Source organism: Mesorhizobium sp. M0152 (assembly GCF_040322415.1).
Lineage (GTDB): Bacteria > Pseudomonadota > Alphaproteobacteria > Rhizobiales > Rhizobiaceae > Mesorhizobium.
Genome location: NZ_JAMYTH010000102.1, coordinates 1 through 2,449, shown reverse-complemented (window position 1 = coordinate 2,449; position 2,449 = coordinate 1). Strand labels below are relative to the sequence as shown.

Below are 2,449 nucleotides of genomic sequence, written 5' to 3'. Positions count from 1 at the left end.
CGCCTCCTTCTGAGATGGCGTGCATGTCATAGACCTTGAGCGGGTAGAGGCGTCGATCTGACCATGGAGTTCCCTTCAACGAGAGGAACTCGCCATGGCTACCCCATCGACCGATGCACCTATTAGCCCGCTTCGCCAGCGCATGCAGCACGACATGCTCATGCGGGGCCTGGGCTCGCATACCCAGCAGGATTACGTTCGTCACGTCCGGCGCTTCGCCGCGTTCCTCGGCCGCTCGCCCGAGGCGGCGTCGTCTGAGGACATCCGCCGCTTCCAGCTTCATCAGCATGAGAGCGGCGCCGGGCCTGCGACCATCAACGGCGCGGTCTCGGCGTTGCGATTCCTGTTCCTGGTGACGCTGAAGCGGCGGGATCTGGCGCATGCGCTGGTGGTCATGCGGTATCAGCGCAAGCTTCCCGACGTGCTGAGCGTGGAGGAAGCGGCGCGGCTGCTCGAAGCCGCACCTGGCATCAAGTACAAGGCCGCGCTCGGCGTCGCCTATGGCGCGGGCCTGCGCGTATCCGAGGTCGCGCATCTCAAGGTCGACGATGTCGATAGCACGCGCATGCTGCTCCGCGTCGAGCAGGGCAAGGGCCGCAGGGACCGCAACGCGATGCTCTCGCCGCAGCTTCTGGAGCTGCTGCGGCTGTGGTGGCGCGAAGGCAGGCGGCGCGGGGTGATGCTTCCGCATGGCTGGCTGTTCCCGGGCCGCAGTTGCACGGCGCCGATCTCGTCGCGGCAACTGCACCGCGCCGTCCAGGAGGCGGCCGAAGTCGCCGGCATCCGCAAGCGCGTCAGTCCGCACACGCTGCGCCACAGCTTCGCCACCCACCTGCTCGAACAGGATGTCGACATCCGCGTCATCCAGGTGCTGCTCGGGCATAGCAAGCTCGATACGACCGCGCTCTACACCAAGGTCTCGACCCGGACGATCCATGCGGTCGCCGGGCCGCTCGATCGGTTGATGGCGCTGATGGAAGGCAAGACGCCGCCCGGTTGAGCCGTGCGCGCCTCGATCGAGGTCGCCGATATCTTCCGTGCTGCCGGCCCCGCCTATCGGGTCGCCCATGCAGGTCACCTGAGCCTCATCCAGCTCAAGGTGATGTCGGCGATCGAGCATTGCCGCACCGCGGCGCTCGGCGGTCACGTCGAGGCCTGCGAGGACTGCGGCCAATGGCGGATCGCCTATAACTCCTGCCGCAACCGGCACTGTCCCAGATGCCAGGGCGCGGCGGCGCGGACATGGCTCGCCGAGCGCGAGGCCGATCTGCTGCCGGTCGGCTACTTCCATGTCGTGTTCACGCTGCCCGCCGAGGTCGCCGACATCGCGTTCCAGAACAAGGCGCTCGTCTACGACCTGCTGTTCAAGGCAGCATCGGAGACGATGCTGACGATCGCGGCGGATCCGAAGCATCTCGGCGCGCGCATCGGCATCACCGCCGTGCTCCATACCTGGGGCTCGGCGCTGACCCACCATCCGCACGTGCACATGATCGTGCCGGGCGGCGGCATCGCGCCTGACGGAAGCCGGTGGATATCGTCACGGCCGGCTTTCCTTCTTCCGGTGCGCGTTCTCGGCAAGCTGTTCCGACGGCTGTTCCTGACCCGGCTGGTCGCTCTGCACGACGCCGGCCGGCTCGGCTTCTTCGGCACACTTGCTCATCTCGATGACCGCCGAGCATTCCTGCGATACCTGTCGCCGGTCCGGAAGAAGCGCTGGGTGGTCTACGCCAAGGCGCCGTTCGGGGGACCGGAAGCGGTACTCGCCTACCTGTCGCGCTATACGCACCGAGTCGCGATCTCGAACCGCCGCCTCATCCGGTTCCAAGAGAACGGCGTCACCTTCCGCTACAAGGACTACCGTCGCGACGGCGTCGACCGGCAGCAGGTCATGACGCTTGCGACGGACGAGTTCATCCGCCGCTTCCTGCTCCATATCCTGCCGCGTGGGTTCCACCGCATCCGTCACTACGGCCTGCTCGCCGGCTCCGCCCGCAAGGATAGCCTCGCCCGCGCCCGCGAACTCCTGGACGTCGCCGCGCCGCCTGACCTTGGCGATTCCGACGAACCGGACGACTTCCGTCCGTCATGCCCGTGCTGCGGCGGACGCATGATCGTCGTCGAGGTGTTCGAACGCTGGAGGCAGCCACGCGGTCCGCCGGACGCAACCGCGACGAACCGGGAGACCGCTCCATGACCCGGCATGGCATGGTCCAGACTTCAGTCGCAGGCCCTCAGCCTCCGGCAACGGATCGACGCACGTCTATGGTGATTATCGACTCCGACAGAGCCGCGCCCAGCCGCCCACCGTCCCGACAATACCGCGCGGAGGCGCAACGAAGCGGTCTGTCCGCATTCACCCCAGAGCTTCCCGACGGCGGTCGCGCCATCGCCGACATCAGCTGCAAATCGAAATCCCCATAGACATCGACTGTGGCCCGCGGGTTCC

Annotated in this window: 2 protein-coding genes; both read left to right on the top strand. The window is 66.9% G+C overall.

Annotation, left to right across the window (positions count from 1 at the left end):
- The first annotated feature begins 94 nt into the window (after window positions 1-94).
- Complete coding sequence (locus tag NKJ26_RS33235; protein ID WP_352700066.1) at window positions 95-1,000, top strand: tyrosine-type recombinase/integrase; 906 nt, start codon at window positions 95-97, stop codon at window positions 998-1,000.
- A gap of 3 nt (window positions 1,001-1,003) precedes the next feature.
- Entirely contained in the window at window positions 1,004-2,197 is a 1,194-nt protein-coding gene (locus tag NKJ26_RS33230) for an IS91 family transposase (RefSeq protein ID WP_352700064.1), read from the top strand.
- Window positions 2,198-2,449 lie beyond the last annotated feature (252 nt).

Coding starts and splice junctions, on each gene's coding strand:
- NKJ26_RS33235 (WP_352700066.1), top strand. CDS start 95: ATGGCTACCCCATCGACCGATGCACCTATTAGCCCGCTTCGCCAGCGC.